Genomic DNA, 6,729 nt, shown 5'->3' on the forward strand with positions numbered 1-6,729 from the left:
ATATGATGGCTGCGGGAAGCAATGCGGCAGCGCCGGGTCAGGTTCCGGAACTCAAGCTGATTGTGGGTGCAATGCGAAGGCGACAATCGCGAAGTTCATACCCTGTGATCAACGCGTTCCAGTTGATCTTCGGCGGTGCTTGCAGCGTTAAGTCCGCAATGCGCAGCAGGCGATCGAGAAAGATTGCGGTTTCGAGAATTGCGATGCTCGCACCAGGGCATCGATGCGAACCATCACCGAACGCAAGCCCCGCGCTACCGACCCGCGCTGCCAAGGCGCGATCAGGATCGACTGCATGCGGACACGCGCCCACCGCCGCAACATCAGCGTTCGCCTGTCGAATATCGATTTTGAAAATCTGGCCCGTATTTGGATTCCGTCGCGAAAGCTCCCCGACGACAGGTTCGAGCCTAAGGATCTCTTCCAAGATGGCGATCCGCCCGGTCTCATCTGTGGCAAGGAAGCGTTTCCGAAGCTCCTCGCGCTCGAGCAAATGCCATCCCGCCATCGTGATGAATTCGCGTGTCGTCACCATGCCGGCGGCAGCGTAGGTCACGCACTCGGTAAGTATCGCGCGGTCCGAATAGCCTTCGGCGATCAAATGCGAGATCACGTCTTCGCGCGGGGCACGGCGACGCGCGAGAACCGCTGGGAACACGTCTCGAACGTAAAAATTAAGCATGTGGATCTGAGCCCGCGCGAAGCGTGGCAGATCGAGGATCGACTTGCCGAGCGCGACATTGCCAGCCTGAAAAAAGCGTTCAAGCCGACGCGCCATCCCGGTGCGATTACTATCGGTAACACCGACAACCTCGGCCGCAACGGACACCGCCAGCCGCATGCTCATGTCGTCAAGCTTTGCGTGGCCGCGACGCTGCATGTCGCCGATTAACGCATCGGATTCACGTTCGATAATCGCACGGTAGCTGGTGTCGACGGTTTTGGGGGTGAAGAACCGAGCGGTCGCAGCACGCTGACGGCGATGGCGCTCACCGTGCTGGAAAATGATTGGCGCAAAGCGCTCGTCGCTGAACCTTGCCATCAGATCAGCGCGGAAACTGGCCTGATGCAGCTCATCGTCCCGGAGTAGCGCGCGTGCTTCTGAAAAAGACTGGACTGGGCAACCGCGACCCATGGGCTGCGATGGAATGCTTTTTCGATCGTCACGGAGATCGTCGACCCCGCTGGACGGTTTGCGCGATAGCGTGGAATACGAACTCATCGCTTTGCTCCTTTACTCCAAGGTCCGCTATATATGATCTACTGTGGCTCATAAAAGGGGTAATAGCGAAAAGGGCGTGGACGCTCGTGTCACGCGAACCCGTTCGCTGCTGCGCGACGCGATGCTGGCGCTGTTGCAAGACGGCGACGCGCATTCGATCACTGCGCAACGTATCGTCGCCCAGGCCGGAGTCGGCTACGCGACCTTCTTTCGCCATTATCCCGGCGTCGACATGCTGTTGCTCGACGTGGCGGACGAGTTGATGGGACGGTTGGTTAAGCAGGTGGCCCCGGCTCTCGTACGTGGAGATGTGGGAAACGCCGTGCGATCGGTCGTGGAGTTCGTCGATCTACACCGGCACGCGTCGGCAGCTCTGCTGGTTGGCGGTGGCGATGCAGTGCGACAGGAAGTGACGGCTCGCGCCATTCAATACGCAGAGGGGCTCGATCTCCCGTTTGATTCATCCGTGCCTCGCGGACTCGCTGTTCGCGTCGTAGTGGGCGGAATAATCACCATTTTAAGCTGGTGGTTGACGGAGGGACTGACCAGTTCAGCCGATGACGTCAGCAGCTTGATCGAACGATTGACGATACGCGCTCTTGTGAAGCCGCAGACGTAATACCGGAGTACTGGTCGGTGTGCTCCCAAGATTGGCGAACGCGTGCCAAACGCTCCCCTACAACCTGCTCGGACGCAGGCGTATAGCCTGGTATCAAACCGGTCTAATTACGCTCGATGCTCCAGCCCGCCAGCAACGCGCGCAAGGCGGCGACGAACGCCAGCGGCTGATCCAGCATCAGATGGTGCCGAGCTTCGGGTACAGCGATGATCGGAATATCGATACCGCCGAGCTCGCGCACGTAATCACTGGAATCGTTTGTAAAAAGGAGGCTTTGCTCGCCGTGTACTATCGCCTTGCGGCCTGGTGCCTCGACCAGCGTTCTGCCCATTTCAAGCCATTCGCTGGGCACATTATCCCGCTTGAACACTGATGGCGAAAACTTCCAGGTCCACGCTTCGCCTTCGCGTCGAAGTGAGTGATAGGCCATGTAATCCATCAGGAACGCCTCACCAACGGGCTGTGGCGGAGATAGAACGTACCGCTCGCGCGCGCTGGCGTAATCGGGGTAGCGCTTATGCGGGCGATCGGGGTCGCCTGATCCCGGGCCGGTGCGGCCGCCGCCCCAAACGGCGTCAAAGCTGGACGGACGCAGCACCATCAGATCGCAAATCACCGTACCGGCAAAGGCATCCGGCGCCAGCGTGATCGCCTGGAGCGCGACTGCCGCGCCAAAGCTGTGTGCGACGATGATCGGCTTGTGCTCGTGGCCAAAAATATTGAGCGGCGATCTGGATGAGACAGTAGCGGCGATCAGGATGAGACTCTGCGGCCGTGACGGGAGCGAGATTGTCGCGGCGCGACAGGCAATGCAAGGCCAACTTTGGTCTTGATCGCCGCTCCGCGACAGACGGTGTCTCAGCTTGATTGTCGCTGGAGGGCTGCGCGGCGTCGGTAGCTCTCGACGTTCATCTCGAAGATGGTGGAATGATGAACGAGGCGATCGACAGCGGCGAGCGTCATGGCGGGGTCAGGGAATACGCGCGACCAGTCGCCGAATGGCTGGTTGGCGGTAATGAGGGTTGATCGGCGTTCGTAGCGGGCGCTAATCAGTTCGAAGAGGACGGAGGTTTCGGCCTGGTCCTTGGTGACGTAGGCGAGATCGTCGAGCACGAGCAGGTGATATTTGTCGAGCTTGGCGATCGCACTTTCGAGGGCGAGCTCACGGCGCGCGATCTGCAGTTTCTGGACGAGATCCGAGGTACGGGTGAACAGGACGCGCCAGCCCGCCTCGATGAGTGCCATGCCGATTGCAGCGGCGAGATGGCTCTTCCCGCCGCCCGGTCCGCCAATCATGATGAGGTTGGCCCCCTTCTCGAGCCAGCTGTCGCCGGCGCAGAGCGCCATGATGTGAGCCTTCGAGATCATCGGCACGTTGGTGAAGTCGAAGGTGTCGAGGGTCTTGCCTGGTGGCAGGCGTGCTTCTGCCAGGTGCCGCTCGATGCGTCGCCGGTCGCGTTCGGCGATCTCATGCTCGGCGAGCGCGGCGAGGAAGCGGGTGGCCGGCCACGCCTCCTTGTCGGCGCGTTCAGCGAACTGGAGCCAGGCCTGCTTGATGGCAGGCAGACGCAGTTCGTTGAGGATGAATGCGAGGCGCTGGGTGTCGACAGCGGGGTTCATGCGGCCGCTCCCGTCAGCAGAGTGTCGTAGACGGCAAGCGAGGGCAATTGCACCGAGACGACCGGCAAGCTGGCCGGGTCTGGTGAGAAGCGTGCTCGTAGCTGCGTGAGGTCTGGCAGGCGCCTGGCGTCCAGATCCGCTGCCAGAACATCTGCCAGCTCTGCTTCGCAACCCCGCTCATGCGCGAGCGAGAGCAACTCGACCATGATCTTGCAGGCGACGCGCTCGGGCAGTTGTTCGATAAGACGGTCGAATGTCCGGCGATACGCTTCGCGCGGAAAGATCTGGTCGCGGTAGACGAGGTTCATCAGCGCCATAGGTTTGCGCCGCAGGCTGTGAATGACGTGCCGGTAGTCGACGACGTGTCCGTGCTTGCCGTCGCTGGGCGTTCGTCCGCGACGGAGCGTCATGAGACGCGTCGCGCCGAGGAAGATATCGAGGCGGTCGTCATACAGGCGGACCCTCAGCCTGTGGCCGATGAGGCGCGACGGGACCGTGTAGAAGACCTTCTTCAGCGTGAAGCTGCTGGTCGAGGTGACGGGGACAATGCTCTCCTCATAGTCGCCGGTGCGAAGCTGCGGGAGCGGCTGCAGCGTTGCGCGCTCGGCATCGATACGAGCCGCGTTGCGTCGGTTCTTGCGCGCGACGATCTCGTCGATGAAGGCGCGATAGGCGGTCAAATCGTCGAAGTCGCCGGATCCGCGCATCAACAGTGCGTCGTTTACGGCATATTTGAGATGGCCGTGGGGGCTTTCGATAGCGCCGTTCTCATGGGCGACACCGCGATTGTTGCGCGTCGGCTCCATCGCATAATGCTCGCAAAGCGCATCATATCGCCGCGTCAGGTCAACTCTGGCGTCAGCGTCGAGATTGCGGAATGCGGCCGACAGGCTGTCACTGCGGTGTAGGCGTGGCGCGCCGCCTACCGCCCACAGGGCGTTCTGCAGTCCCTCGGCCAAGGCGACATAGCTCTCGCCGCCGAGGATGACATGGGCGTGCTCGAAACCCGACCAGACCAACCGGAAGTGATAGAGGAGATGCTTGAGCGGCTCGCCGGCGACCGTGACGGGCACATCGAGGTCGCCCATATCGGTGAAGTCCGACAGGCCCATGTGGCCGGGCTCGTGGGTCTGACGGAAAATGACTTCCTGGTCCTGACCATGCCGCGCACGCCATGTCCGGATGCGCCGCTCCAGGGTCCTCCGGATACCGGGCGACAGATCCGAATGCCGGCGAAGCATCTCCTCAAATATGGCAACGGCCCGCAGGCCGGGAGCCGCCTGGAGAAGTGGGACAATCTCGGTGTCGAAGATCTCTGCCAGCGGGTCTGGTCGGCGCCGACCTCGCGGCTCCGCCTTCTGGGACGGGAGTTTGCCGCCCTTGAGCAGTCGATAGGCGGTCGCCCGGCTGATACCGGCCTTGGCCGCTGCCACGGGCACCGGGTCGCTTTGACGATGTTTCATAAAGAGCCTCGTTTGATGATCGTTGACGTGTCGACCGCTCACCTGCGCTCTTCCCCCAAGGAAAAGCCCAGATGTAGGCCGGTCACGACCACCAAAGCCCTTCGAAAGGGCTTCCGTTTGGGGCTGTCGGCTCCGGGCTACGCCCTACGCCGACAGCCCCAAACGGAGTCTCATCTTGATTGACGCTGCTGTCTCACCTTCATCGCCGCGCAGCACAAAAAGTCCAAGGGCCTCCGCGACCCCGATCATCTCCCGTCCTCGCGCGACCATGTCACAATTCTCGCGAACGTCGCTGTCGCCCATTCCTGAATGGTCGTAGGCGATCACATGGTAATTTTCAGCTAGGTAAGGCGCGACGAACGCCAGGCACCGTGCATGAGAGAGAAAGCCGTGGGTCATCAGTAAAGGAGGCGCGGAACGATCTCCCCAGCGGAAGTAATGCATTCTCACACCAGAGACCTCGACGAAGCCTTCCTCCCGCGGCACGGATAGCGCGTCGACAAACCAATCGGGCAGGTATGCAGGGTCTGGCGCCCACGTCTGTACGATATCGGACGGGATTTCACGCATGGTGTTCCAGTGCCTTTCTTTGACTGAATCAATTATGTGGCCTTGATCCGGCGTGACGCGATTGAAACCGAACTGTCCAGGCTGCGGCGTATTCATCCTATTGTTCTCGAACCGGATCTTTTCCAGTTTCGGTATACGTTAGCATCGCTTGTTTCAGGAGCTTCGCACGCGGGCGCGGGGAGCGTTGGTAGCTGGCCCAGGAGAGGCGGATCGGTTTCAAAGCCGTCAACGAGCACCCGACGGGCTCGCGATACGCGACTTTTAACGGTGCCAAGCGGTACGCCGAGACGATCCGCGGCTTCCTCGAATGTCAGCCCGTCTCGTGTCACCAGCTCGAAGGCTACGCGTTGTCCATCAGAAAGCGACGACACGGCTTGGTTGAGTTCATTGGAGAAAATCCCTTCGTCCTGCGTGGCAGGGGCAATTAAAAGACGTTCTGCGATTGCCGGATCCCACGATACCGAGCGCCGATCCTTTCGCTTCCCAGACAGGAAGCTGTTCCGTGCGATCCGCATAAGCCAAGCCTTAAGGTTCGTCCCGATCTCGAAACGCTCTCGCGCGGCCCAGGCGCGCACCAATGTATCCTGAACGAGGTCATCGGTATCTGCCTCGTTACGCGTCAGTCGACGCGCATAAATCCGCAGGTTTGGCATCACCCTGCGCACAGCATGGCTAAAACCGCGCTGGCTTATAAACGGATCAGTCTGATCAATGGCGGCGGGAAGTGTCATCCTCGTCACCTTTGCAGAATATGCAAATTGGATGAGAAGACCGCTCCAACCACGAAAGCCGACGCGATCCCATTATTCTGTGGCCTTTTAGAGGAGGTCGGACTGGGCAAACGCATCGACGCGGGATGCCGTCGAGTCAGCCTTTGGTCGATATTTGAGCCACGCCGCCAATCCCACTCAACGCTGTGATCGCAGCTTCGAATTGTATCGCCGGTAGCGTGAATCCGAACGCATCGGCTTCCGCAAGGAGGACGAGCAGCGCAGCGATGAGTGTCGCCGCTTTGTCTTTTGGGTCGGTATTCGGCATCGATCACTCCGATGGTTGCTGCCGTTGTTCGGGAATAGCACCTTCTCGCATCGATCCCGGGTCGAACCACTCGCCAGCAAAACCGTGCCGGGGATCGGCACACGCTGTTCATGGCTTCGATCCATTTTTCGCCGCAGGAGTCTCGATCTCGCTTGGTTGACCAGCAGGCGAGGGTTTGAAATCAGGCAATTTGGTCG

Annotated in this window: 8 protein-coding genes; 1 reads left to right on the forward strand and 7 read right to left on the reverse strand. The window is 60.5% G+C overall.

Going from position 1 to position 6,729, the window contains the following annotated elements:
- Positions 1 to 37: 37 nt before the first annotated feature.
- Positions 38 to 1,222 carry a cytochrome P450 gene (locus AC1MLZ_RS25030; protein WP_480962520.1) on the reverse strand — a complete coding sequence of 395 codons (1,185 nt, stop codon included), beginning with the start codon at positions 1,220 to 1,222 and terminating at the stop codon, positions 38 to 40.
- A 76-nt stretch (positions 1,223 to 1,298) separates the two neighbouring features.
- Between AC1MLZ_RS25030 and AC1MLZ_RS25035 the strand changes: the two genes are divergently transcribed.
- Entirely contained in the window at positions 1,299 to 1,841 is a 543-nt protein-coding gene (locus AC1MLZ_RS25035) for a TetR/AcrR family transcriptional regulator (RefSeq protein WP_480962521.1), read from the forward strand.
- 103 nt (positions 1,842 to 1,944) lie between these two features.
- Here the strand turns inward: AC1MLZ_RS25035 and AC1MLZ_RS25040 are convergent, their stop codons facing one another.
- From AC1MLZ_RS25040 to AC1MLZ_RS25065, 6 genes are all read right to left on the reverse strand, one after another.
- Positions 1,945 to 2,709, reverse strand: a complete 765-nt coding sequence (locus AC1MLZ_RS25040) for an alpha/beta fold hydrolase (protein WP_480962524.1) — start codon at positions 2,707 to 2,709, stop codon at positions 1,945 to 1,947.
- A complete protein-coding gene (gene istB, locus AC1MLZ_RS25045; protein ID WP_159513485.1) occupies positions 2,700 to 3,461 on the reverse strand; it encodes an IS21-like element helper ATPase IstB in 762 nt (253 codons plus the stop codon). Before istB ends, AC1MLZ_RS25040 begins: the two co-directional genes overlap by 10 nt.
- Positions 3,458 to 4,966, reverse strand: a complete 1,509-nt coding sequence (istA, locus tag AC1MLZ_RS25050) for an IS21 family transposase (RefSeq protein ID WP_151989758.1) — start codon at positions 4,964 to 4,966, stop codon at positions 3,458 to 3,460. Before istA ends, istB begins: the two co-directional genes overlap by 4 nt.
- 102 nt (positions 4,967 to 5,068) lie before the next feature.
- The gene (locus AC1MLZ_RS25055) at positions 5,069 to 5,590 is read right to left on the reverse strand and encodes an alpha/beta fold hydrolase (protein ID WP_480962522.1); all 522 of its coding nucleotides are present in this window, start codon (positions 5,588 to 5,590) and stop codon (positions 5,069 to 5,071) included.
- A complete protein-coding gene (locus tag AC1MLZ_RS25060) occupies positions 5,587 to 6,225 on the reverse strand; it encodes an RNA polymerase sigma factor (RefSeq protein ID WP_480962523.1) in 639 nt (212 codons plus the stop codon). Before AC1MLZ_RS25060 ends, AC1MLZ_RS25055 begins: the two co-directional genes overlap by 4 nt.
- Before the next feature lie 136 nt (positions 6,226 to 6,361).
- Entirely contained in the window at positions 6,362 to 6,532 is a 171-nt protein-coding gene (locus AC1MLZ_RS25065; protein WP_170271951.1) for a hypothetical protein, read from the reverse strand.
- Positions 6,533 to 6,729: the final 197 nt, after the last annotated feature.

The organism is Sphingomonas sp. PEI4 (genome assembly GCF_056679955.1).